Genomic DNA, 22,996 nt, shown 5'->3' with positions numbered 1-22,996 from the left:
CCAGTTTCCTAAAGTTGATCAGTTACCAGCCTTGATGCTGGCCCAGATCCGCGTGCGAATGCGGTCGATCTTCGCTGGCATCGCCTCAAGGGCATACAGCTTGCCCATCACCTCCTCACTCGGGTAGATCATGCTATTGCCCTTCATCGCCGGGTCCACCAGGCCATCGGCCTTGAGGTTGCCGTTGGCGTACTGCACGTAGTTACTGATGTTGGCCATCACTTGCGGCTGCAACAGGTAATTCATGTAGGCGTACCCCGCCTTCTCATCCGGGGCATCGGCCGGCATGGCGACCATGTCGAACCACATGGGCGCACCCTCCTTAGGGATCGAGTAACCCACCTTCACCCCGTTCTTCGCCTCTTCGGCGCGGTTCTTGGCCTGCAGCACATCGCCCGAGAAACCCACCACCACGCAGATATCGCCATTTGCCAGGTCGCCTGTGTATTTGGACGAGTGGAAATAGCTGATATAGGGTCGCACCTGCATCAGCAGCGCCTTGGCTTTGTCATAGTCGGCCGGGTTCTTGCTATGGTGCGGCAGCCCAAGGTAGTGAAGGGCGATCGGCAGCAGTTCAGGGCCATTGTCCAGCACCGCTACACCACAGCTTTTAAGCTTGCTCATGTACTCAGGCTTGAAGATCAGGTCCCAGGAATCCACTGGGGCGTTGTCGCCCAGCACAGCCTTGACCTTGTCGATGTTGTAGCCAATGCCGGTGCTGCCCCACAGGTACGGAAAACCATACTGATTGCCAGGGTCATTGCCCTCCAGCGCCTTGAGCAGCACCGGGTTGAGGTTCTGCCAGTTGGGCAGCTGCGACTTGTCCAGGCGCTTGAGCGCTTTGCCTTGGATCTGCCGGGCCATGAAGTGGTTGGAGGGGAATACCACATCGTAGCCGGAGTTGCCGGTCATCAGCTTGCCGTCGAGGGTTTCGTTGCTGTCGTAGACGTCATAAGTTGGCACGATGCCAGTGGCTTGTTGGAAGTTCTTCAACGTATCGGGCGCCACGTAGCTGGACCAGTTGTAGATCTTCACGGTTTCGGCGGCACTGGCCACGCTGGCGGCCAGCATCAGTGGGGCGATCAGAAGCGTACGCATATCGGGTTACCTTGCTTTGTCTGTTGTTATCGAAGGCAGGCGATCAGCGGATCAGAAAATCAGGACGTAGGTCTTGCGCACGGTCTCCTGGATATCCCAGGTGCCAGTGCTGTTGGCCGGTAGCATCAGTGCATCTCCGGCTTCTATGACCAGGGGCTCGCCACCGTCTGGGGTGAAGGTGCAGCGGCCTTTGATGAAGTGGCAGAACTCCTGTTGCACGATCTGCCGACGCCAGCGCCCTGGGGTGCACTCCCAGATGCCGGTTTCCACGCCGTCGCTGCGTTCCACGCAGGTGACCGATGTCACGGCCACGGTGTCGCCAAGCGGCACCGCAACGGGGTTGCAGCTTTCGAGCACGGCACTGTCTGTGTGTTTGAACTGGGTGATGCTCATGACCGGTGGATCCTGTGTCGAGAAAGGGTAGTCAGTGCATGAAGCCTTCCATGAAGTCCGCGAGCGAGCTGGCCAGGCGCCGCCTCCAAGGCGCGCTGGCGGGGTTGGCGAGGGTCCGATCCTCGTGGACGAAGCTTTTGATGATCGCGTTGTACCCCAGCCAGCGACAGGGCTCGGGCGGCCAGCTGGCCAAGCTGGACAGCGGGCGGTTGTCGAGCACCCAGGGCTGGGCAGTCAGTTGGTTATGCTGATTGAGGATCAAAGCCGCCAGGGTGCGGCCACCGAGGTTGGTGGCGCCGACCCCTTCGCCGCCATAGCCGCCTGACAAGGCGATGCCGCGCTGGCGATCGCACAACATGTGCGGATGAAAACGCCGCGCCATGCCCAGGTTGCCGCCCCAGGTATGGGTGATGCGCACGTGCCGTAGTTGTGGGAACAGCTCACCGAACAGATAACGACGCAGTTCGATTTCATCTGGCTGGAGGTTGAAATTCTCCCGCAGGCGGCCGCCAAAGCGGTAGCCACCCCGAGCGCCAAACACCAGGCGATTGTCGGCGGTGCGCTGGCCGTAGGTCACTTGGCGGCTGCTCTCGCTGAAAGCCTGCCCCTGGGCCAGGCCGATCTGTTCCCAAATGGATTCTGGTAGGGGTTCTGTGGCCACCAGCAGGCTCTGCACCGGCAACTGGTGTTTGCCTAGCGGCGGCAGGCTGGCGGCGTACCCTTCGACCGCCGGCACCACCCACTGGCAGCGGATGCGGGCCAAGTGCGAGCGAACTTCACCCGGCTGCCAGTCAATGGCCGGGGTGTTCTCGTAGATCGTCACCCCGAGCCTTTCCACGGCCCGGGCCAGGCCACGCACCAGCTTGGCCGGTTGAATGGTCGCGGTATGCGGGCTGTAGATAGCGCCGTAGGCATTGCTGATACGCAGTTGCGCGTCCAACTGCTCAGGGCGTAGCCAGCAGTAGTCTTGCTCGGTCATGCCTTGGCGATACAGGTCATCGAGGTAGGCACGCAGGCTGCGCTCCTGCTCAGGGTAGCGCGCTGCACAGTACAGCACCCCAGCTTTGCGGTAATCGCAGTCGATGCCTTCGCGCTGCAGCACGCTGTGTACTTCATCGGGGATGCCGTGGAGCAAATCGATGCTGGCGCGGCGATGCTGCGCCGAGACGGTACCCAGCAAGCGGTCTTCGCCGAGCAAATTGCCCATCAGCCAGCCGCCATTGCGCCCCGAGGCGCCGAAACCTGCAATGTTGGCTTCGATCACGGCAATGTTCAGGTGCGGGGCCTGGCGTTTGAGATAGTAGGCGGTCCACAGGCCGGTGTAGCCGGCACCGATGATGCAAACATCTACATCCAGGTCCTGGCGCAGGGCCGGGCGCGCGCACAAAGGCTCGTCAAGCTGGTCCATCCACAGGCTGAGCGTGCGCAGCGATTGCATCGGTTTTGCTCCACATTCGTACAAGTCTGTGGCGATGCTAGTAGGGGCGGCTGGCGCCTGTCTTACGTGCGTGCACGCAGAGAATTTTGCTTCAAGTAAGCTTTTGGGGTGAGGCCTGTGTGTTCGCGGAAGCATTTATAGAATGCCGAAAGCGAATTGAAACCGGCATTGAACGCCAGCTCGTCGATGGTCGCCACGGCGCTGCCCTCATTCAAGCGCGCCATCAGATGCTGCAGGCGTGCCTGGTTGACGTAGCGGTAGAAGCTTTGCCCCAGCACCTGATTGAGCAAGTACGAGATCTGGTTGCGGCTGTAGCCGCTGGCATCGGCGACTTGTTGCAGGTCCAGCTCTGGGTCAAGGTAAGGGCGTTGGCGCTGGAAGTAGTGCTCCAGGTCTTGGGCCATGGTCGACAACTGACGGGGCGAGAGCCCCAGGCGGCTAGTGGCTGGGCGAGGGCCGCAGCTGGCCGGGCCGTTGCCGTGCTGACGTACCAGAGTGGCGTATTCATTTACCTGCCAGATCAACCCATCCTTGACGGTGATCGCCTCGCTGGACTGAAACGCCACCAGGCCATCGCCGCCCTGCACCGTGACCTGGTACTGAATGAAGGCAGTGCAACCGTCCACACGAATGCGGTCGCTATGGACGATGTCTTCGCCGGCTTCGTGTGGCAGGCTGGCGCGCACATAGTCACGCAGCTCGCGATACCCCAGTACACGGTTCTGAAAAAAGTCGTGGTACTGGACGTCAGGGTGATACAGCGCGAGCACACCTTCCAGGTCGCGATGCTTCCAGCACAGGTGGTAGCGCAGCACGATCTCGGCGGTGATAGGGGTCTGGGTGGGGCCATCTTGAAGTGTCATCGGCCGTTCATGCCTTGCCTGTATCGCCGCCAGAATATTGCAGAACACCTGATGCCGAACACCCACTCGCGCATTTTGCACGGTCAATTATTCACAGGTTTTTATAACTTATTGATTTTAAAGGCGGTAACTTTTTGTAAAGAGTGGCACAGCGCCTGCAACTGTTATTGCGCGAATGGAATTCTCGCTAACAACATACATAGGCGACCACATCATGATCCCCTCTGCCGATTACTCAGTTGTCGATACGCAAAGCCGCTCAGGTGTTTCCTGGGCTGCGATTTTCGCAGGCGCTGCTGCTGCCGCCGCGTTGTCCCTGATCCTGGTTGTACTGGGTGCGGGGCTGGGCTTTGCAGCCACTTCACCCTGGGCCGACGAAGGTGCCAGCGCCAAAGCATTGGGCATCTCTACGATTGTCTGGTTGCTGCTGACGCAGATCATCGCCTCTGGCCTTGGTGGCTACATGGCGGGGCGTCTGCGGGCCAAGTGGGCGAACCTGCATGGCGATGAAGTGTACTTCCGCGACACGGCACATGGTTTTCTGGCCTGGGCAGTCTCGACGCTGGTAGCTGCGATGTTGGTACTGGGTACCGCCGGTAATCTGGTGGGTGCTGGTGCCAGTGCTGCCTCCCAAGCGGTAGGCATGACCGCTGCCGCAGGTGGCGCCGCCGCTGCCAATGCTGACAAAGATTCGATGGGCTACTTCGTCGACAGCCTGTTCCGCGGTGACGGCCCTGCGCCAGTCAGCGAAGACGCCGCCAATGGCGTGGCCGCCCGCATTCTGGCCAAAGGCGTGGCCGGTGACGGTGCTCTGACCCCAGAAGACCGCACCTACCTTGCTCAATTGGTAGCTCAGCGTACTCGCCTTACTCAGCCGGAAGCTGAGGCACGTGTGGACCAGGTGATCGCTCAGGTGCAAGAGCTCAAAATGAAGGCCAAGCAAGCGGCAGATACCGCTGCCAAAGTTGCCGCCTGGACCGCCCTGTGGACCTTCGTAGCACTGCTGTGCGGGGCGTTCTTCGCCAGCCTGGCAGCCCTTTATGGCGGCCGTCGCCGTGATCACGTGCAGTGGATGGAAGGCGAATACGTCGCTCATCGCACCATTCAACGATAAGCAAGGAGAACTGACATGCGCTCGATACTGCTATGGATGCTTGGTGTACCTATTCCGGTCATCATCCTTATTGCGATCTTCATGCACTAAATAAAAAGGGCCGCTTAGCGGCCCTTTTCAATGGTTACGCACTAAAGAAACTGCTCCGCATAATGGCAAGCCACCGATCGCGTGCCCACCTGCCGCAGCGCAGGCACCTCAGTGGCACAGCGTTCGGTGGCGTAAGGGCAGCGTTTGTGGAAAGCACAGCCGTCGGGCGGGCTCAGCGGGTTGGGCAATTCTCCCGCTATGCGTATCTTCGGCTTGAGCGGGTCCGGGTGGATCGCCGGCGTCGCCGACAGCAGCGCCTGGGTATACGGGTGCAGCGGCTTGTCGTAGATATCCGCCTTGGGCCCCATTTCCGCCGGGCGCCCCAGGTACATCACCAGCACCTGATCGGCCACGTGTCGCACCACCGCCAAGTTGTGCGAGATGAACACGTAGGCGGTATTGAACTCCTTCTGCAAGTCCATGAACAGGTTCAGCACCTGGGCCTGGATCGACACGTCCAGCGCCGACGTCGGCTCGTCGGCCACCAGCACCTTGGGCTGCAGCATCATTGCCCGGGCCAACGCGATGCGCTGGCGCTGGCCCCCTGAGAACATGTGCGGGTATCGCTGATAGTGCTCAGGACGCAGCCCCACCTGCTCCATCATCTTTTGCACTTTATCGCGCCGTTCGGCTTTGCTCAGGGAGGTGTTGATCAGCAGCGGCTCGGCCAGTTGGTCACCGATCTTCTGGCGTGGGTTGAGCGAGGCGTAGGGGCTTTGGAATACCATCTGCACATCACGGCGCAGCTGTTTGCGTTCAGCCTTGCTGGCGCCGTTCACCTCGGTGCCATCAATTTGCAGCGAGCCCGAAGAAGGCTCCTCGATGAGTGTCAGGGCTCGGGCCAGGGTGGACTTGCCACAGCCCGACTCTCCGACCACGGCCAGGGTCTTGCCTGCTTCCAGCTCGAACGACACGCCATTGAGCGCGCGCACCAGGGCACGGCCCTTGAACAGCCCGCGGGAAACTTCATAGTGCCGGGTCAGGTCCCGGGCAGTGAGAACGACGGCCATCACGCCACCTCCTGGTTCAGCGGATAGAAGCAACGCACCAAGCTATGGGCCTGCGGCTCGAGGGCAGGGCGCTGGCGCCGGCAATTGTCCTGCACGTACGGGCAGCGCGGCGACAGCAGGCAGCCAGCGGGGCGGTCGTAGCGACCAGGGACGATGCCCGGCAAGGTAGCCAGGCGCTCGGCACCGATGCTGTGCTCGGGGATCGCCGCCAGCAGCGCTTCACTGTAAGGGTGGGCGGGTACTTCGAACAATTCCGGCACCTGGCCCACTTCCACGGCCTGGCCGGCATACATCACGCATACCCGTTTTGCCGTTTCTGCCACCACGGCAAGGTCGTGGGTGATCAGGATCAGCGCCATGTTGCGCTCTTGCTGCAGGTTCACCAGCAGCTCCATGATCTGTGCCTGGATGGTCACATCCAGTGCAGTGGTGGGTTCGTCGGCGATCAGCAGCTTGGGTTCGCCGGCAATGGCCATGGCGATGGCCACACGCTGGCTCATGCCCCCGGACAGCTGGTGGGGGTAGGCATCCAGGCGGCTTTCGGCGGCCGGGATTTCGACCTTCTGCAGTAGCTCCAGAGCCCGCTGGCGGGCGGCCTTGCCCTTGAGGCCCAGGTGCTGGCGCAGCACTTCCTCGATCTGGTAACCGACGGTGTAACTGGGGTTGAGCGCGGTCATCGGGTCCTGGAAGACCATGGCGATATCCTTGCCCACCACCTTGCGCCGCTGGCGGCCGCTGAGCTTGAGCATGTCGGTGCCATCGAAGGTCAGGGCATCGGCGGTGATACGCCCGGGCGCGTCGATCAGGCCCATCAGCGCCATCATGGTGACCGATTTGCCCGAGCCAGACTCGCCGACGATGGCCAGGATTTCGCCGGCCTCGACTTTCAGGTCAAGCCCATCGACCACTGGCACCGCGTCGGCCTCGCCGAAGCGCACGTTCAGGTTGTTGATTTGCAACAGTGACATGGCGTTCTCCTCAGGCGGCGTTCTTGAGTTTCGGGTCCAGCGCATCGCGCAGGCCGTCGCCCATCAGGTTGATTGCCAGCACACTGAGCAGAATGGTCAAGCCAGGCAGGCTCACCACCCACCAGGCGCGCTCGATGTAGTCACGGGCCGAGGCCAGCATGGTGCCCCATTCCGGTGTCGGCGGTTGCACGCCAAGGCCCAGAAAGCCCAGGGCGGCGGCATCGAGAATCGCCGACGAGAAGCTCAAGGTGGCCTGCACGATCAGCGGCGCCATGCAGTTTGGCAGCACGGTGACGAACATCAGCCGTGGCAGGCTGGCACCGGCCAGACGTGCAGCGGTGACATAGTCGCGGTTCAACTCGCCCATCACCGCTGCGCGGGTCAGGCGCACATAAGACGGCAAGGACACCACGGCGATGGCGATGACGGTATTGATCAGCCCTGGGCCGAGAATCGCGACGATGGCCACTGCCAGCAGCAGCGAGGGCAAGGCCAGCATCACATCCATCAGGCGCATGATCGACGGGCCGAGTAGCTGCGGGAAGAAGCCGGCCAGCAAGCCCAGCAATATGCCAGGGATCAGCGACATCACCACCGAAGAAAGGCCGATCAGCAGCGACAGCCGTGCACCCTGGATCAGCCGCGACAGCAGGTCGCGGCCCAGCTCATCGGTGCCGAGGATGAACTGCCAGGTGCCGCCCTCGAGCCACACTGGCGGGGTCAGCAGAAAGTCCCGGTACTGCTCGCTCGGGTCATGGGGTGCAACCCAGGGCGCAAACAACGCGCAGAACACCACCAGGCACATGAAGGCCAGGCCCATCACCGCGCCCTTGTTGCGGGCGAAGGCGTGCCAGAATTCTTTGTACGGCGAGGGGTACAGCAGGCTTTGGTCCACCGGGCTGGCCGGTGCGACGGATTTAGCAATCGGACTAGTCATGGCAAAGGCCTCAGCGCTGATGACGGATGCGTGGGTTGGCCAGGCCGTAGAGAATATCCACGACGAAGTTGACCAGGATCACCAGGCAGGCGATCAACAGGATGCCGTTCTGGACCACGGGGTAGTCACGGGCGCCGATGGCTTCGATCAGCCACTTGCCAATGCCCGGCCAGGAAAAGATGGTTTCGGTCAGTACCGCGCCGGCCAACAGCGTACCCACCTGCAGGCCGAACACCGTCAGCACTGGGATCAGTGCGTTGCGCAGGCCATGCACGAACACCACGCGGGCGGGCGACAGGCCCTTGGCGCGGGCGGTGCGGATATAGTCTTCGCGCAGCACTTCGAGCATCGACGAACGGGTCATGCGGGCAATCACCGCCAAAGGAATGGTGCCTAGCACAATGGCCGGCAAAATCAGGTGCATCACGGCATCCTTGAATGCACCCTCCTCGTCGCTGAGCAGGGTATCGATGAGCATGAAGCCGGTTTTCGGTTCGATGTCATAGAGCAGGTCGATGCGCCCGGACACTGGCGTCCAGCCCAGGCTGACGGAGAAGAACATGATCAAGATCAGGCCCCACCAGAAGATCGGCATGGAATAGCCTGCCAGCGAGATGCCCATTACCCCGTGATCGAACAGCGACCCGCGCTTGAGCGCGGCGATCACCCCGGCCAGCAGGCCGACGATGCCGGCAAACAGCAGGGCGGCCAAGGCCAGCTCCAATGTGGCAGGGAACAGGGTGAGAAACTCGCGCCACACGCTTTCACGCGTACGCAGCGATTCACCCAAATCGCCCTGGGCCAGCTTGCCGACGTAGTCCAGGTACTGGGCCGGGAGGGGCTTGTTCAGCCCCAGGCGCTCCATGGCCTGGGCGTGCATTTCAGGGTCGACCCTGCGCTCGCCCATCATCACTTCCACGGGGTCGCCGGGGATCAGGCGTATGAGCGCGAAGGTCAGCAAGGTGATACCGAAGAAGGTCGGTATCAGCAAGCCCAGGCGCCGGGCAATAAAACTCAACATTGTCGGGGATACCTCATCAGCGGGTCACGCAGTGCCGCCGGTGCCCGTTTGGGTTCCCGGCGATCGTTGTTGTTCTACTTCACCTTGGTGGTGGCGAAGTTGTTGTTGGTCAGAGGGTTGATCACATACCCCTCCACGTTGTCACGCATGGCGGTGAACATCTTCGGATGGGCCATGCTGATCCAGGGTTGATCGTCATCGTACACCTTCAAAGCCTCGGCATAGAGCCGGGCGCGCTCGTCGTTGTCGATCACTTCGCGGGCGCGAGTGATCAGTTCCTGGAATTTGGCATTGCACCAGCGTGCATAGTTCTCACCGTTTTTGGCGGCTTCGCAACTGAGCAGCGGCGAAAGGAAGTTGTCCGGGTCACCGTTGTCGCCGGCCCAGCCGGTGGACACCAGGTCCGCTTCGCCGTTCTTGGCCCGGCGCAGCATTTCGGCCCACTCCATCACGCGGATGTCCAGCTTCAGGCCAATCTGCTTGAGGTCGGACTGGAGCATTTCGGCGGACAGGCGCGGGTTGGGGTTGGTCGGGCCGCCGCCGTTGCGGGTGAACAGGGTGATCACCGTACCTTCGGGTACGCCGGCTTGCTGGAGCAGTTCGCGGGCCTTGGCAAGGTCGCGCGGCGGGTTCTTGTTCTCGGTGTTGTAGCCGATCATGGTCGGCGGGTACGGGTTCACCCCGACCAGCGCGTTGCCTTTGCCGAACAGTTGATCGACATGGGTCTGGCGGTCGAAGGCCATGTTGATGGCTTTGCGCACGCGAACGTCGCTCAGGTACTTGTGCTGGGTGTTCATGGCGATGTAGCCGGTGACCAAGGCTTCCATCTCGGCCACTTTCAGCGACGGGTCGGCCTTGATCGACGCTACATCGTCCGGCTTGGGGTAAAGCGCTACCTGGCATTCATTGGCGCGCAGCTTCTGCAGGCGCACATTGCTGTCGGTGGCGATGGCGAAGATCAGCGCGTCGCTTGGCGGCTTGCCACGGAAGTAGTCCGGGTTGGGCTTGAAGCGCACCTGGGCGTCCTTGTTGTAGCGCTGGAAGATGAACGGGCCAGTGCCGATCGGCTTGCTGTTGAGGTCGCCGGTCTTGCCGGCTTTGAGCAGTTGGTCACCATATTCGGCGGAATAGATCGAGGTGAAGGCCATGGCCATATCACGCAGGAACGGGGCTTCGGGACGAGTCAGGGTAATGACCACGGTATGGTCGTCGGTCTTTTCCACCGACTTGAGCAATTGCTTGAAGGACATGCTCTCGAAGTAGGGATAACCCACGCTGGTTTTGCCGTGCCACGGGTGCTTGGGGTCGAGCTGGCGGTTCAGGCTCCACAGCACATCGTCGGCGTTGAAGTCTCGGCTTGGCTTGAAGTAGTCAGTGGTATGGAACTTCACCCCTTGGCGCAGGTGAAAGGTGTAGGTCAGGCCGTCGGCGGATATGTCCCAGCGTTCGGCCAAGGCCGGCTGCAGGTCAGTGGTCCCAGGCTTGAAGTCGACCAGGCGGTTGAACAGCGTTTCAGCCGAAGCGTCTGAAGTCACCGCCGTGGTGTACTGGACCACGTCGAAGCCTTCCGGGCTGGCCTCGGTGCACACCACCAACGGCTTGGCCGCAAGGTTGCCGGCGACGCCGAGGATGACCGCTGCCAGGGCAGCGCGAAGCGGTAGCGATGTCATGGATACTCCCTGCTTGCATTGATTCCAGCGTAGCCGCCACGGCCCGGCTCGAAGCGGGCCGTGGCGCCATCGGTCAGAGAATGTTGAATGGAATGGTGGTCACCAGCCGGAACTCGTCCAGGCTGCCATCGCCCTGGGCCTTGCTGGCGCGATGGGCGGTATAGGTGGCGCGGATGCTGGTGTCCTTCAGCGGCCCACTCTGCACTGCGTAACTGGTGCCGATACCCCACTCGTAGTGGGTTTCACCGTCCAGGCCGTTGACGTCGTAGGCGGTGCCTCGGTAATGAGTGCCGTCGATGCCCCAGCCACGGGCGTTGTACAGGTTGAATTTCAGGCCTGGAACGCCGTAGGGCGCCATGTTCAGCACGTAGGACAGCTGCAGGGATTTCTCGTTGGGGCCGTTGAAGTCCGACAGCAGCGAGTTGGCCAAGAAGATGCCGTTGGTTTCATGCAGGTAGTCGAAGTACTCGTTGCCGTTGACCTGCTGCCAAGACGCAGTGAGGGTGTGCGCCTGATGGGTCAGGCCCAGCGACAAGCTGTAGGTATCGTTGTCGATATCGCCCATCTTCTTGCTGCCGGTATCCACGGTCTTGTAGTAGTTCAGGCCAGTGGTCAGCGCCAACACTGCGCTGTCGCCCAGCACGTGGCTGGCACCGAAGTAGTACTGGTTCCAGAAATCATTGACGTGGGTGGTGTAGAGGCTGGTGGTCAGGCTCTTGAAGGGCTGGTAGTTGACCCCGGCGGTGCTGGCGCGGTCGGTTTCCACGCCCGTAGCGCTGTATTCACTACGGAATTTGCTCAGGCTCTGTTCGGTACGTGGCGATACACGGTCGAAGGTGCCCAGGTCGATCGACAGGTTGTCGAACTCGGCGCTGTGCACAAATGCCCCTTGAAAGCTCGAGGGCAGGGCACGGTTGCCGATGTAGGCGATCATCGGTGTGTCCACCGACTGGCGGCCGACCGTCAGGGTGGTATTGGACAGGCGCGCCTTGACGTTGGCCAGGCCCATCTTGCTCCACTGGCCAATGGGGTCGCCGTCGCTGTGGGTCAGGGTGCGGTTGTTCGGCCCGGCGATCGCGGCCCGGCCTTGCTCCAGGGCGATGGCGTTGTAGCCGGCAGCCTCTACGGCAAAGCCGATGGTGCCTTGGGTGAAGCCCGAGCTGTAATTGAGGATGCTGCCCTGCACCCAGTTGTTGCGGCTGTGGGTGTCGTGGCGGGTGCCGTCACCTTTGTAGTACTTCCACAGTGGCGCGCGGGTCGCGCGTTCATGGGCGTACCAGTTGCGGGTGCTGCCGGACAGGCTTTGGCCTTCGACAAAGCCTGTGGCCTGGTCTTGTTCGCTGGTGGTTTTGAGGCTCAGCGGTAGGTATTGCTGGCTCTGCGGGTCGGCCTGGGCTACGGCAGAAAAGCTGCCGATGGATAACGCCAAAGCGGTCAAGGTGAATAGTCTCAAGATTTAAACTCCCTTTCTGTTCTTCTAGTTATGCCTGGCCTTGTGGGCCGGCTTGTTGCGGTGTTGCCAGAGTTGCCCGGGGTCGCCGGGCCAAATCGGGGCCTTGCGTTGGCTGTGCTGGCCTTTTCGCGGGTAAAGCCGCGCCTACAGTCTTACCCGTTGCAGTCGGGTGACCTGCGAAGCGGCGCCAGGGGCTAGGGGCTAATCGACACTCACGCCGGAAAAGTCATTACGCCCGAACGGGCTGACCTTGAAATCTGCCACCTTGATGCTCAGCGGCTGGTTGACCGTGGAGTGCGCCACGGGGGTGATCGGCACCTGCTGCTTCAGGCGCTGCTGGGCCTGCTGGTAGAGGGCAGTACGCTGTTGGCGGTCGGTGACCTGCTTGGCCCGCTTGACCAGGCTGTCGTACTGCGGGTCGCACCACAGCGAGTAGTTGTTGCTGCCGATGGCGTCGCAGCTGTACAGGGTGCCCAGCCAGTTGTCCGGGTCGCCGTTGTCACCGGTCCAGCCGATCAGTGCGACGTCGTGCTCACCGCTTTTCATACGCTTCAAGTACTCGCCCCATTCGTAGCTGACGATGCGCACCTTGAAGCCGAGCTTGTTCCAGTCCGCCTGGAGCATTTCGGCCATCAGCTTGGCGTTGGGGTTGTAAGGCCGCTGCACGGGCATGGCCCACAAGGTGATCTCGGTGCCTGGCTCGACCCCGGCTTGCTGTAGCAGTTGTTTGGCTTTTTCCGGGTCGAAGGGTGCGTCCTTGAGGCTACTGTCGTAAGACCACTGTGTCGGCGGCATGGCATTGACTGCCAGTTGGCCAGAGGCCTGATACACCGCCTGTAAAATGGCCTGCTTGTTCACCGCCATATCCATGGCCTGACGCACCTCCAGGCGGTCGAACGGCGGGTGCTGGGTGTTGTAGGCGATGTAGCCGAGGTTGAAGCCTGGCTGTTGCATGACCTGCAGCTTGGCGTCGGCCTTGAGCGCAGGCAGGTCGGCCGGGCGTGGGTGCAAGGTGACCTGGCATTCGTTGCGGCGCAGCTTCTGAATGCGCACCGACGGGTCGGTGTTGATCGAGAACACCAGGTTGTCGATTTTCACCTCATCCGGTGCCCAGTAATCCTGGTTTCCTTTGAAGCGAATCTGCGAGTCCTTCTGGTAGCGCTGGAACACGAACGGCCCGGTGCCGATCGGCTGCTGGTTGATGTCGCTGGGCCGCCCGCTGGCCAACAGTTGCCCTGCATACTCGGCGGACAATATCGAGGCGAAGCTCATCGCCAGGTTCTGGACGAAGGCTGCGTCCACCTTGTTCAGGGTGAACACCACGGTCATCGGGCCGGTCTTCTCGACCTTTGCAATGTTCTTGTCCAAGCCCATGCTGACGAAGTATGGGAATTCGGTCGGGTAAGCCTTACGGAACGGTTGTTCCCTGTCGAGCATGCGGTTGAAGGTGAACAACACGTCGTCGGCGTTGAAGTCACGGGTTGGTGTGAATGCCTTGTTGGCGTGGAACTTCACCCCTTGGCGCAGGTGGAAGGTGTAGCGCAGGCCATCGTCGGAAACTTCCCATTTCGTCGCCAGAGCCGGTTGCACCGCCGTGCCGCCGCGTTCGAATTCCACCAGGCGGTTGTAGATCGGCTCAGCAGCGTCGTTATCGGTGGCGCTGGTGTACTGCGCGGTGTCGAAGCCAGCCGGGCTGCCTTCGGAGCAGAACACCAGGTTCTTGGCCTGCACGGCAGTGGCCTGGCTCAGCAGGCCGAGAGCGAGCAGGGTCGAGCGATAGATGACAGGGCGCATGGCGGTTCCTTTTCCAGCTGCTTACGCCGCCCACGGGTACGAATGGCGGCAACAGTTTGCCGACTCCGTCGCCAGTGGCGTCGGAGGGCGCGAGATGCTTGGGGGTGGTGAGGCGGTACCCACCGCCTGGCAGCGGGTACCTGGGCTAGCCTATTTGTCCACGCTGACGCCGTAGAACGCGTTCAGCGCGAAGGGGCTGATCTTGAAGTCCTTCACCTTGGCACTCATCGGCTGATAGACGGTGGAGTGGGCAATGGGGGTGATAGGCACTTGCTCTTTGAGAATGTGCTGAGCCTTTTGATAGAGCTCGGTGCGCTGGGCCTGGTCGGAGGTGGCCTTGGCCTGTTTGATCAGGTCGTCGTAGGGCTTGTAGCACCACTTGGAGAAGTTGTTGCCATCAACGGCGTCGCAGCCATAAAGGGTGCCCAACCAGTTGTCCGGGTCCCCGTTGTCACCGCTCCAGCCAATCAGCATGGCGCCTTGCTCACCTGCCTTGGAGCGCTTGATGTACTCACCCCATTCATAGCTGACGATTTTGGCCTTGATGCCGATCTTGGCCCAATCGGCCTGAAGCATCTCGGCCATCAGCTTGGCATTGGGGTTGTAGGGGCGCTGCACAGGCATGGCCCACAAGGTGATTTCGGTACCGTCTTTGATCCCGGCTTCCTTGAGCAGTTGCTTGGCCTTTTCCGGGTCGTACGGCGCGTCCTTGATACTGTTGTCATAGGACCACTGGGTGGGCGGCATGGCGTTGACTGCCAGTTGCCCGGCGCCCTGGTACACCGATTCGATGATCTTCTTCTTGTCCACGGCCATGTCCAGCGCCTGGCGGACTTTCAACTGGGCCATTGGGTTGGGCTCGTTGCTGCCCTTGATCTTGTCCATCACGTTGTAGGCGATATAACCAAGGTTGAAGCCGGCCTGGTTCGGCATCTGCAGGTTCTTGTCGGCCTTCAGCGGCTCGATATCGGCTGGCCTTGGGAACAGCGTGACCTGGCACTCGTTCTTCTTCAGTTTCTGCATGCGCACCGAGGCATCGGTGGTGATGGCGAAGATCAAGTTGTCGATCTTCACGTCTTCAGGCTTCCAGTAGTCCTTGTTGCCTTTGAAGCGGATCTGCGCGTCTTTCTGGTACTTGCTGAACACGAACGGGCCGGTGCCGATAGGCTTCTGATTGATATCGGCGGCTTTGCCCTGCTTGAGCAACTGATCGGCGTATTCGGCAGATTGAATGGAGGCGAAGCTCATGGCCAGGTTCTGGATGAAGGCGGCGTCTACCTCGTTCAGGGTGAACTTCACCGTGTGATCGTCGAGCTTCTCCACCTTGGCGATGTTCTTGTCCATGCCCATGTCGGTGAAGTACGGGAACTCGGTGGGGTAAGCCTTGCGGAAAGGGTGATCCTTGTCGAGCATGCGGTCGAAGGTGAACAGTACGTCGTCGGCGTTGAATTCACGGGTCGGCTTGAAATAGTCGGTGGTGTGGAACTTGACCCCTTCGCGCAGGTGGAAGGTGTAGCTCCTGCCGTCATCTGTGACCTCCCATTGGGTTGCCAGGCCCGGAATCACTGCAGTGCCACCGCGCTCGAACTGCGTCAGGCGGTTGAACATGGTCTCGGCCGAGGCGTCGAAGTCGGTCCCGGTGGTGTATTGCCCTGGGTCGAAGCCAGCTGGGCTGCCTTCGGAACAGAACACCAGATTGGAGGCGGCGTGGGCCAGCGGAGCGCCAGCGAGCAAGCCTGCACCTAGCAGGAACGGAATGACTGCGTGTTTGAGCATGGTGGCCTCATTGTTGTCATTTTTGATGTTGAGGTGGCCTCGTGAGCCGACCTGCGGATACTTATGCAGGGGATGTACCCAATGCAACCGTCTGAAGGATAGTTGGCGTCAGAAAAGTAGTACGATCGTACATGGATGTCGCATTCGTATAACTTTTAGCGAAGTTGAACGTTTGCGTGGGCAAAATGATGGCTTTTTGCGGGATGTTACGAGGCGGGAATTTCGTAGGATGCACTTATAGGGTGCGTAGGAAAATTCTTTAGCGGGACCCTTTGTGGCAGCAATGCGACCCGCCAATACAGGCCAAGCCCTGACCGAGCTGGCCTGTTGCTTGCAACGCAGGTAAAACCGCTCCCACTAGGGCTTGTGCAGCTATTTAGGGCATCTGCACTTCGATCAGGCCGTCGGCATTCATGCTGACTTCACTGGTACCGGCTTCGATGTCTGGTGCTGGCGCGGCCTCATCGGCTGCCATGGCCTTCATCGCCATCGGTGCGCTGCGCAGGTAAGGGCGGGGGTAGCCAGAGCTGTTGAGGTTCAGGCTGACCACTTTGTAGCCTGTGCCGCCCAGCGCCTGAGTCGCCAGTTGCGCACGGGCTTTGAAGGCGTCCACTGCTTCCTTGAGCAGCTCATCCTCGCTGGCCTTGCGCGTGGCCGGGGCGATGGAAAAGTCCATACCGCCCATCTTCAGCTCCTGCAGCAGGTCTGCGGTGAGCTGGGAGAGGGCAGGGAAGTCAGCACCTTCCAGGCGCAATTCGGCGCGCTCACGCCAGCCGGTGATTTTCTGGCCCTTGCTGTCATAAACCGGGTAGCTATTGCGGCTGCCTTGGCTGATTTTCACATCCTTGACCTGGCGTGCCTGCTGCACGGCCTTGTTCATGGTTTCGGTGATCTGCTTGGCAAGCTTGCCTGGGTCGGTGTTCTGCGCTTCGCTGTAGAGGGTCACGACCATCAGGTCGCGAGCCACTTCCTTGCTGACTTCGGCGCGCAGCGATACCTGGTTGTAGCGTGGCTCGTCGGCCGCCAGGGCCGGCAAGCTGGCCAGCAGGCCACAGGTAAGGACAAAAGCGGCGCCGCGACTTGGCATGTACATGGGTTACTCCTTGGCAATGTGAGCGTGGGGTCTGGCCATCCATTCCACGCATGGCCCATAAGACCCAGAGCAGTGTAGTGGGTTCAAAGGTGCCGCCCAGCATGTGTGACAAAGTGTGGCGCTTTGCCGCATTGCTACAGCGCGGGGGCTGGCTTGGGTATACTTCAGCCGATTTTTCTGAAGCATTCATCGGGACAGCGCATGCTCGCCGCCGCACAACCGCTCTCTGCCACCCGCCAGAACCTCTGGCGCCTGACCGTCATTCGGGTGTTGGTCCTAGCCGCTCAGGCAGGGTCCGTAGGGGTCGCCTACTGGACCGACCTGCTGCCGCTGCCGTGGTTATCGCTGGCCGCCACATTGGCCCTGTCGTCACTGCTGTGCGCCTTCACAGCCTTGCGCCTGCGGTTGTCGCTGCCGGTCACCGAAACCGAATACGCGCTGCAATTGGCCTGCGACCTGCTGATCCACAGCGCCTTGCTGTATTACTCAGGCGGCTCCACCAATCCATTCGTGTCTTATTACCTGGTGCCGTTGGCGATCGCGGCGGTGACCTTGCCGTGGTTGTACTCGCTGATTCTGTCGGGCATCGCCCTGACCGCCTACAGCCTGCTGCTGGTGCAGTTCTACCCGCTCGAAGGCCTGCCGATGGCGCGGGACAAGATGCAGGTCTATGGCATGTGGCTGAGTATTGCGCTGGCCGCCGCCGTGATTACCTTCTTCGCCGCGCGCATGGCCGAGGAGCTGCGTCGTCAGGAGCAGTTGCGCTCCGAGCGCCGCGAAGAGAGCCTGCGTGATGAGCAACTGCTGGCCGTTGCCACCCAGGCTGCCGGCGCAGCGCACGAACTGGGCACCCCCTTGGCGACCATGAGCGTGCTGCTCAACGAAATGCGCCAGGACCATACCGACCCGCTGCTGCAGGAAGATCTGCAAATCCTTCAGGACCAGGTGAAGCTGTGCAAGGAGACCCTCCAGCAGTTGGTGCGCGCCGCTGAGGCCAACCGCCGCCTGGCGGTGGTCGAGCAGGAGGTCACAGCCTGGCTTGATGAGGCGTTGAACCGCTGGCACCTGATGCGGCCTGAGGCCAGTTACCGCTTCCAGCGCCTGCGCGATGGTCAGGTACCGTGCCTGACGCCGCCACCAGACCTGACACAGGCACTGCTGAACTTGCTGAACAATGCCGCCGATGCCTGCCCTGACGACCTGCAGGTGACCCTTGACTGGGACGCCCAGGACATCCTGATCAGCATCCGTGACCATGGCCCCGGTGTACCGCCGGCCATTGCCGAGGCCATCGGCAAACCCTTCATTACCACCAAGGGCAAAGGCTTTGGCCTAGGCCTGTTCCTGAGCAAGGCCAGCGTGACTCGTGCGGGCGGCTCGGTAAAACTCTATAGTCATGAACAGGGTGGCACCCTGACCGAACTGCGCCTGCCCCATGGCAAGCGAGGAGATGAATGATGAGCGACGAAAACCAGGTTGAAGCCGAAGAGCTGCCGCATCTGTTGCTGGTGGACGATGACGCCACCTTTACTCGAGTGATGGCTCGCGCCATGAGCCGCCGCGGCTTTCGTGTGAGCACTGCCGGTTCTGCGGAGGAGGGCTTGGCCCTGGCCCAGCAGGACCTGCCGGACTACGCTACGTTGGACCTGAAGATGGAAGGCGACTCCGGCCTGGTGCTTCTGCCCAAGCTGCTCGAGCTGGACCCAGAGATGCGCGTGGTGATCCTGACCGGGTATTCGAGCATTGCCACCGCTGTCGAGGCGGTCAAGCGCGGCGCCTGCAACTACCTGTGCAAGCCAGCCGACGCCGACGATGTATTGGCGGCGTTGCTTTCCGAGCATGCCGACCTCGATACCCTGGTGCCGGAAAACCCCATGTCGGTGGACCGCCTGCAGTGGGAACACATACAGCGCGTGCTGAACGAGCACGAAGGCAATATCTCCGCCACTGCCCGAGCGCTGGGCATGCACCGGCGTACCTTGCAGCGCAAATTGCAGAAGCGCCCTGTGCGTCGCTGAATGTCTGCGGCATGGGCTAGCCTTTTTGCGGGTGAACCCCCGCCTACAGGAACCGTACACAGCCTGTAGGCGCACGTTCACCCGTGATTAGTCCTGCACAGGTGAATCGAGAAATGTGTTTATAGTCCTGCTAGATCCCCGCATTTCCTGGCGCGTTGGCGTATCATCAGTCGCCTAAAGGCAACTCCACCAGGACCGCTCGCGCATGCTTGCCCTTCTCATCCAGACGCTTAACATCACGGCACCGGTCTTCGCCATGCTGTTTCTGGGCGTGCTGCTCAAACGCATCCATCTGATCGACGACAACTTCAACCGGATCGCCTCGCAGTTGGTGTTCAACGTTTGCATGCCAGCGCTGCTGTTCCTCGGCATCTATCACGCCGACCTCGCTACAGCGGTGCAACCCAAAGTCATCCTCTACTTCGTCGTCGCTACCCTGGTCGGTTTCGCCATGGCCTGGGGTATGGCTGTCTGGCGCAGCCCATTGGCCGAGCGCGGCATCTACACCCAAGGTGCGTTTCGCGGCAACAACGGGGTGATCGGCCTGGCCCTGGCGGCCAGCCTCTACGGCGATTACGGCATTTCCCTGGGGGCGGTGCTCGCAGGGGTGGTCATCCTCATGTACAACTCGCTGTCAGCGGTGGTGCTGGCGGTGTACAGCTCGCAGCTCAAGTCCGATCCCTGGAGCATTCTCAAGAGCATTTTCAGCAACCCGTTGATCATCAGCGTCCTGGTGGCGACACCCATGGCTTACGGCCAGGTGCCGCTGCCCAACTGGCTGCTTACCTCGGGCGACTATCTGGCGCAGATGACCCTGCCACTGGCGCTGATCTGCATCGGTGGCACCCTTTCGCTGGCAGCGCTGCGCGACAGCGGCAAGCTGGCTATCGATGCCAGCCTGGTGAAGATGGTCTGGCTGCCGTTGATCGGCACCCTGGGCGCCTGGTTGTGCGGGTTCCGCGGTGCCGAACTGGGCATCCTTTTCCTGTACATCGCCAGCCCCACGGCGGCAGCCAGTTATGTGATGGCGCGCGCGGCTAACGGCAATCATGAACTGGCGGCGTCTATCATCGTGATCACTACGCTGATGGCTGCGGTCACCACCAACATTGGTATTTTCATCTTGCAGTGGGGCGGATGGATCTAGATCCTTCACTGCAAACAACAGCAAAAACACTGCCTCACTGAGCCAAAGGACTTTTCATGCAAGACCAGAGCACGCCCGAGCCGTTGAAGCGCGGGCTGAAGAATCGCCATATCCAGCTGATCGCGCTGGGCGGTGCTGTAGGTACAGGGTTGTTTCTTGGCATCGCCCAGACAATCCAGCTGGCTGGCCCTTCCGTATTGCTGGGCTACGCCATCGCCGGCCTGATGGCCTTCTTCATCATGCGTCAGTTGGGTGAGATGGTGGTGGAGGAGCCGGTGGCGGGGAGCTTCAGCCACTTCGCCCACCACTACTGGAGCGAGTTCGCCGGGTTCGTCTCCGGCTGGAACTACTGGGTGGTATACGTGCTCGTCGGCATGGCCGAACTCTCGGCGGTCGGGATCTACGTGCAGTACTGGTGGCCAGGCTTCCCGACCTGGGCCACGGCGGCGATCTTCTTTGTGGTCATCAACCTGATCAACCTTACCCAGGTCAGGGTATATGGCGAGATGGAGTTCTGGTTCGCACTGATCAAGGTGGTGGCGATCGTCAGCATGATTGGTTTCGGTGCCTGGCTGCTGGCAAGTGGCAATGGTGGCCCGGATGCCAGCGTATCCAACCTGTGGCAGTACGGCGGGTTCTTCCCCAATGGCGTGGCAGGCCTGGTGATGGCTTTGGCCGTGATCATGTTCTCGTTCGGGGGCCTGGAATTGGTCGGCATCACCGCTGCCGAGGCGGACAACCCGCGCCACAGCATTCCCAAGGCGACCAATCAGGTGGTCTATCGCATCCTGATCTTCTACATTGGTGCGCTGGCAGTGTTGTTGACGCTGTACCCTTGGCAGAAGGTGGTGCAAGGTGGCAGCCCATTCGTGATGATCTTCCACGAACTGGATAGCGATGTGGTGGCGACCATTCTCAACATCGTGGTGCTGACCGCTGCACTGTCGGTATACAACAGCTGCGTCTATGCCAACAGCCGCATGCTGTTCGGCTTGGCGAGCCAGGGTGATGCGCCGCGGCAATTGCTCAAGGTCAGCCGCGGTGGCGTGCCGCTCACCGCGCTTGGTGTTTCGGCAGTGGCCACCGGCCTTTGCGTGTTGATCAACTACCTGATGCCAGGCGAGGCCTTCGGGCTGTTGATGGCATTGGCGGTGTCGGCACTGGTGATCAACTGGGCCAGTATCAGTATCACTCACCTGAAGTTCCGCAAGGCCAAGCTGGCAACGGGTACTACCCCGTTCTACCAAAGTTGGGGGCATCCGCTGACCAATTACCTGTGTCTGGCGTTCATCGTTCTGATTCTGGTGGTGATGTACCTGACCCCGCCGATTCGAATTTCGGTGATGCTGATTCCGGGATGGATTGCGGTGCTGTGGGTGGCCTTCAAGCTGAAGAAGACTCGGCAGGTTCGGCGTTGAATTTGCACCGCCTGTGAGATCCAGCGCCGCCCGCGTGGCGCTCGATCTGAAGAGCGCCACCAACCCCAAGTCATGCGCTCATCAATGCTGCCGCCGCCAGGCACGCAGGGTGGTGAACAACAGCACCACGGCAAGCACCGGCAGCACATAGAACAGCATCAACCGCTCCAGCCGCCCGGCCAGTGGCATGCCCATGGTGAAAGCCGCCACATGTAGGCCATAGGCCAGGTACAGGCAAAGGAACACCAGCCCTTCGGCGCGGGTGATTCGATAACCGGAGTAAAACACCGGCAAGCTCAGTGCGGCGACGCCAAACATCACCGGAAGGTCGAAGGCCAGTGCATTGGGCGAAATGGTCAGTGGCTCGGGGGTGGTCAGCGCGGTCAGGCCAAGTACCCCAAGCAGGTTGAACAGGTTGCTGCCGATCACCGTGCCTACCGCAATTTCCCGCTCACCTCGAACGGCGGCGATCAGCGCTGCGGCAAGTTCAGGCAGGGATGTACACACCGCGACCACGGTCAGGCCGATGATGCGTTCGGACAAGCCCAGATCGGTAGCCACTTCAATGGCGGACTCCAACAGCAGGTGCCCGGCCAGGCTCAGCAGGCCAAAGCCCAACAGCACCTGGAGCAACGTCCCGGACCAGAAACGTCCGGCGCTGGCAGCCCCGGCATTCGGCGCAGGGTAGGTGCGGGCATAGTGGCGTGACTGGTGCCAAAGCATCGCCAGGTAGCCCGCCAGGCCAAGCAGCAACAATAAACCCTCGGCCCGGCCCAAGTGAGCATTGGCGCAAAGGGCATATACCAGCGCGCTGGCTGCGATCATCAGCGGGATATCCAGGCGCACCAACTGGCGTGACACCCGCAACGGGATGACCAGCGCGGCCAGCCCGAGGATGACCAGTACATTGAAGATATTGCTGCCGATCACGCTGCCCACGGCCACATCAGGGGCACCCTGGAAAGCAGCCTGCAGGCTTACCGTCAGCTGCGGAGCAGTGCTGCCGAAAGCGACCAGGCTCAGGCCGATGATCAATGGCCGCACGTGCAGGCGTTGCGCCAGGCGAAGTGCGGCGCGCACCATGAGCTCGGCTCCGCCGACCAGCAATAGCAGGGCAAGGCCCATTTGCAGCAGGCTGAAGGTGGGTAGGGTTGCGAGGTCGAAAATGGTCATGCTCCCGTCAAAGCGGTTGTCAGGTCAGTCGCTCAAACCTTGTACCCGCACGCGCGCCGTTCCGCTACGGAGCATGCCGATTTTTTCTGCTGCAGCACGTGACAGGTCGATCAAGCGGCTGCGGGTATGCGGGCCGCGGTCGTTGATGCGGACCACCACGCTGCGGTCATTGGCCAGGTTGGTGACCAGTACCCGGCTGCCGAATGCCAGGCTGCGGTGGGCAGCGGTCAGCCCGTGCTGGTTGAACGGTTCGCCGCTGGCGGTGCGTTTGCCGTGGTGGCGGGAGCCGTAATAGGACGCGGTGCCGGTTTCGTTGTAACCGCGGGGGTCGATGGCCTGACTGGCGCAGCCAGCCAGGAAGGAAAAAAGCGCCAAGCTGGCGAGGGATCGTTTAAGCAAGTGTGGTGCTCTCCCAGTGCGGCCATTGGCGGCTAAAGCCGGTCCTGTAGAGAGGTAGGTGCTCGCTCGGGTAGCGGCAGCTCTGTAGGAGCGGCTTTAGCCGCGAACGAGGGCTAGGCCCTC

The 22,996-nt window shown here is 61.2% G+C and carries 20 protein-coding genes; 5 read left to right on the top strand and 15 right to left on the bottom strand.

Translation table 11 applies throughout. The annotated features are described in order from the left end of the window. Positions 1–18: 18 nt before the first annotated feature. From HU725_RS18615 to HU725_RS18600, 4 genes are all read right to left on the bottom strand, one after another. Positions 19–1,098, bottom strand: a complete 1,080-nt coding sequence (locus tag HU725_RS18615; RefSeq protein WP_186477673.1) for a polyamine ABC transporter substrate-binding protein — start codon at positions 1,096–1,098, stop codon at positions 19–21. Positions 1,099–1,149: 51 nt separating this feature from the next. Further along, positions 1,150–1,491 (bottom strand): cupin domain-containing protein, encoded by a 342-nt coding sequence (locus HU725_RS18610; RefSeq protein ID WP_060480513.1) that lies wholly within the window; start codon positions 1,489–1,491, stop codon positions 1,150–1,152. 31 nt (positions 1,492–1,522) lie between these two features. Next, positions 1,523–2,929 (bottom strand): NAD(P)/FAD-dependent oxidoreductase, encoded by a 1,407-nt coding sequence (locus HU725_RS18605; protein WP_186477674.1) that lies wholly within the window; start codon positions 2,927–2,929, stop codon positions 1,523–1,525. 62 nt (positions 2,930–2,991) lie between these two features. After that, a complete protein-coding gene (locus HU725_RS18600) occupies positions 2,992–3,792 on the bottom strand; it encodes a helix-turn-helix domain-containing protein (protein ID WP_186477675.1) in 801 nt (266 codons plus the stop codon). Positions 3,793–4,006: 214 nt separating this feature from the next. Here HU725_RS18600 and HU725_RS18595 point away from each other — a divergent pair, with 214 nt between their 5' ends. Then, complete coding sequence (locus tag HU725_RS18595) at positions 4,007–4,906, top strand: hypothetical protein (protein WP_186477676.1); 900 nt, start codon at positions 4,007–4,009, stop codon at positions 4,904–4,906. A gap of 131 nt (positions 4,907–5,037) precedes the next feature. Here the strand turns inward: HU725_RS18595 and HU725_RS18590 are convergent, their stop codons facing one another. From HU725_RS18590 to HU725_RS18550, 9 genes are all read right to left on the bottom strand, one after another. After that, positions 5,038–6,006 carry a peptide ABC transporter ATP-binding protein gene (locus HU725_RS18590; protein ID WP_186477677.1) on the bottom strand — a complete coding sequence of 323 codons (969 nt, stop codon included), beginning with the start codon at positions 6,004–6,006 and terminating at the stop codon, positions 5,038–5,040. Next, the gene (locus tag HU725_RS18585; RefSeq protein WP_186477678.1) at positions 6,006–6,974 is read right to left on the bottom strand and encodes an ABC transporter ATP-binding protein; all 969 of its coding nucleotides are present in this window, start codon (positions 6,972–6,974) and stop codon (positions 6,006–6,008) included. Before HU725_RS18585 ends, HU725_RS18590 begins: the two co-directional genes overlap by 1 nt. A gap of 10 nt (positions 6,975–6,984) precedes the next feature. Further along, a complete protein-coding gene (locus HU725_RS18580; protein ID WP_060480377.1) occupies positions 6,985–7,911 on the bottom strand; it encodes an ABC transporter permease subunit in 927 nt (308 codons plus the stop codon). 10 nt (positions 7,912–7,921) lie between these two features. Further along, positions 7,922–8,932 carry an ABC transporter permease subunit gene (locus HU725_RS18575; RefSeq protein ID WP_060480376.1) on the bottom strand — a complete coding sequence of 337 codons (1,011 nt, stop codon included), beginning with the start codon at positions 8,930–8,932 and terminating at the stop codon, positions 7,922–7,924. Positions 8,933–9,006: 74 nt separating this feature from the next. Further along, positions 9,007–10,602: an ABC transporter substrate-binding protein gene (locus HU725_RS18570; protein WP_186477679.1), complete on the bottom strand. Its 1,596-nt coding sequence runs from the start codon at positions 10,600–10,602 to the stop codon at positions 9,007–9,009. A gap of 73 nt (positions 10,603–10,675) precedes the next feature. Continuing rightward, positions 10,676–12,055 (bottom strand): OprD family porin, encoded by a 1,380-nt coding sequence (locus HU725_RS18565; protein WP_186477680.1) that lies wholly within the window; start codon positions 12,053–12,055, stop codon positions 10,676–10,678. Positions 12,056–12,256: 201 nt separating this feature from the next. Beyond that, on the bottom strand, positions 12,257–13,849 hold the full coding sequence (locus HU725_RS18560) for an ABC transporter substrate-binding protein (protein WP_186477681.1): 1,593 nt from the start codon (positions 13,847–13,849) through the stop codon (positions 12,257–12,259). A 150-nt stretch (positions 13,850–13,999) separates the two neighbouring features. Next, the gene (locus HU725_RS18555; protein WP_186477682.1) at positions 14,000–15,625 is read right to left on the bottom strand and encodes an ABC transporter substrate-binding protein; all 1,626 of its coding nucleotides are present in this window, start codon (positions 15,623–15,625) and stop codon (positions 14,000–14,002) included. 376 nt (positions 15,626–16,001) lie between these two features. Further along, positions 16,002–16,718 (bottom strand): SIMPL domain-containing protein, encoded by a 717-nt coding sequence (locus tag HU725_RS18550; protein WP_186477683.1) that lies wholly within the window; start codon positions 16,716–16,718, stop codon positions 16,002–16,004. Between the two features lie 201 nt (positions 16,719–16,919). Here HU725_RS18550 and HU725_RS18545 point away from each other — a divergent pair, with 201 nt between their 5' ends. The 4 genes from HU725_RS18545 to HU725_RS18530 all read left to right on the top strand — a co-directional run bounded on the left by HU725_RS18545 (position 16,920) and on the right by HU725_RS18530 (position 21,301). Continuing rightward, entirely contained in the window at positions 16,920–18,176 is a 1,257-nt protein-coding gene (locus HU725_RS18545; RefSeq protein ID WP_060480370.1) for an ATP-binding protein, read from the top strand. Beyond that, complete coding sequence (locus HU725_RS18540) at positions 18,176–18,736, top strand: response regulator transcription factor (protein ID WP_186477684.1); 561 nt, start codon at positions 18,176–18,178, stop codon at positions 18,734–18,736. The genes HU725_RS18545 and HU725_RS18540 overlap by 1 nt, the downstream gene beginning before the upstream one ends. Positions 18,737–18,941: 205 nt before the next feature. Then, the gene (locus HU725_RS18535) at positions 18,942–19,883 is read left to right on the top strand and encodes an AEC family transporter (protein WP_060480368.1); all 942 of its coding nucleotides are present in this window, start codon (positions 18,942–18,944) and stop codon (positions 19,881–19,883) included. A gap of 56 nt (positions 19,884–19,939) precedes the next feature. Continuing rightward, the gene (locus HU725_RS18530; RefSeq protein WP_186477685.1) at positions 19,940–21,301 is read left to right on the top strand and encodes an amino acid permease; all 1,362 of its coding nucleotides are present in this window, start codon (positions 19,940–19,942) and stop codon (positions 21,299–21,301) included. Positions 21,302–21,382: 81 nt separating this feature from the next. Here the strand turns inward: HU725_RS18530 and HU725_RS18525 are convergent, their stop codons facing one another. Beyond that, positions 21,383–22,426, bottom strand: coding sequence for a calcium/sodium antiporter (locus HU725_RS18525; RefSeq protein ID WP_186477795.1), 1,044 nt, complete (start codon positions 22,424–22,426; stop codon positions 21,383–21,385). A 72-nt stretch (positions 22,427–22,498) separates the two neighbouring features. Continuing rightward, on the bottom strand, positions 22,499–22,873 hold the full coding sequence (locus HU725_RS18520; protein WP_060478780.1) for a septal ring lytic transglycosylase RlpA family protein: 375 nt from the start codon (positions 22,871–22,873) through the stop codon (positions 22,499–22,501). Between the last annotated feature and the right edge of the window lie 123 nt (positions 22,874–22,996).

Source organism: Pseudomonas promysalinigenes (assembly GCF_014269025.2).
Taxonomy (GTDB): Bacteria; Pseudomonadota; Gammaproteobacteria; order Pseudomonadales; family Pseudomonadaceae; genus Aquipseudomonas; species Aquipseudomonas promysalinigenes.
This window is presented reverse-complemented; position numbering and strand designations above follow the sequence as displayed.

Bases quoted from the DNA above. Each gene is read 5' to 3' on its own strand.
- HU725_RS18615 (WP_186477673.1), bottom strand. From the start codon at position 1,098: ATGCGTACGCTTCTGATCGCCCCACTGATGCTGGCCGCCAGCGTGGCC.
- HU725_RS18610 (WP_060480513.1), bottom strand. From the start codon at position 1,491: ATGAGCATCACCCAGTTCAAACACACAGACAGTGCCGTGCTCGAAAGC.
- HU725_RS18605 (WP_186477674.1), bottom strand. From the start codon at position 2,929: ATGCAATCGCTGCGCACGCTCAGCCTGTGGATGGACCAGCTTGACGAG.
- HU725_RS18600 (WP_186477675.1), bottom strand. From the start codon at position 3,792: ATGACACTTCAAGATGGCCCCACCCAGACCCCTATCACCGCCGAGATC.
- HU725_RS18595 (WP_186477676.1), top strand. From the start codon at position 4,007: ATGATCCCCTCTGCCGATTACTCAGTTGTCGATACGCAAAGCCGCTCA.
- HU725_RS18590 (WP_186477677.1), bottom strand. From the start codon at position 6,006: ATGGCCGTCGTTCTCACTGCCCGGGACCTGACCCGGCACTATGAAGTT.
- HU725_RS18585 (WP_186477678.1), bottom strand. From the start codon at position 6,974: ATGTCACTGTTGCAAATCAACAACCTGAACGTGCGCTTCGGCGAGGCC.
- HU725_RS18580 (WP_060480377.1), bottom strand. From the start codon at position 7,911: ATGACTAGTCCGATTGCTAAATCCGTCGCACCGGCCAGCCCGGTGGAC.
- HU725_RS18575 (WP_060480376.1), bottom strand. From the start codon at position 8,932: ATGTTGAGTTTTATTGCCCGGCGCCTGGGCTTGCTGATACCGACCTTC.
- HU725_RS18570 (WP_186477679.1), bottom strand. From the start codon at position 10,602: ATGACATCGCTACCGCTTCGCGCTGCCCTGGCAGCGGTCATCCTCGGC.
- HU725_RS18560 (WP_186477681.1), bottom strand. From the start codon at position 13,849: ATGCGCCCTGTCATCTATCGCTCGACCCTGCTCGCTCTCGGCCTGCTG.
- HU725_RS18555 (WP_186477682.1), bottom strand. From the start codon at position 15,625: ATGCTCAAACACGCAGTCATTCCGTTCCTGCTAGGTGCAGGCTTGCTC.
- HU725_RS18550 (WP_186477683.1), bottom strand. From the start codon at position 16,718: ATGTACATGCCAAGTCGCGGCGCCGCTTTTGTCCTTACCTGTGGCCTG.
- HU725_RS18545 (WP_060480370.1), top strand. From the start codon at position 16,920: ATGCTCGCCGCCGCACAACCGCTCTCTGCCACCCGCCAGAACCTCTGG.
- HU725_RS18540 (WP_186477684.1), top strand. From the start codon at position 18,176: ATGAGCGACGAAAACCAGGTTGAAGCCGAAGAGCTGCCGCATCTGTTG.
- HU725_RS18535 (WP_060480368.1), top strand. From the start codon at position 18,942: ATGCTTGCCCTTCTCATCCAGACGCTTAACATCACGGCACCGGTCTTC.
- HU725_RS18530 (WP_186477685.1), top strand. From the start codon at position 19,940: ATGCAAGACCAGAGCACGCCCGAGCCGTTGAAGCGCGGGCTGAAGAAT.
- HU725_RS18525 (WP_186477795.1), bottom strand. From the start codon at position 22,426: ATGGGCCTTGCCCTGCTATTGCTGGTCGGCGGAGCCGAGCTCATGGTG.